At 53.9% G+C, this 434-nt stretch carries 1 protein-coding gene; it reads right to left on the bottom strand.

What is annotated here, in order from left to right:
• The coding region (locus ACTHTS_RS11345) for a prephenate dehydratase (RefSeq protein WP_440370099.1) at positions 1–434 on the bottom strand (434 nt) is incomplete at both ends.

The following is a 434-nucleotide window of genomic DNA, read 5'->3' as shown; positions in this document are numbered from 1 at the left end:
AAGGAAGCGCGTTCGCCCAAAAGCTGCAAGGCTTTTTGGACATTTTCATCGCTTTGATGGCCTTCGATATCGATGAAGAACAGGTATTCCCACAAAACCGATTTGCTTGGGCGGCTTTCAAATTTGGTCATGGAAATGCCCAACTCGGTGAAGGGTTGCAACAAGGAAGTAACGGCACCGGCACGGTTGGGCGCAGATACGACCAAAGAGGTTTTGTCGTTGCCGCTGCGGCCGGTTTCTTGATGACCCATCACCAAGAAGCGCGTGGTGTTGTTCGGTTCGTCTTCGATGCACTCGGCGGCAAAACTCAACTGATAAATTTCCGCGGCGATACGTCCGGCAATGGCGGCCACATTCGGGCTGTCAGATTCGGCAACCAAACGCGCTGCTTCGGCATTGCTGGCTACGGCGATACGCTCGGCATTGGGCAGGTT

It is taken from the genome of Neisseria sp. P0019.S003 (genome assembly GCF_051957115.1).
In the GTDB taxonomy this organism is placed as follows: Bacteria; Pseudomonadota; Gammaproteobacteria; order Burkholderiales; family Neisseriaceae; genus Neisseria; species Neisseria flavescens_D.
The sequence above is the reverse complement of the archived record's forward strand: the minus strand, read 5'-3'. Positions and strand labels throughout refer to the sequence as shown.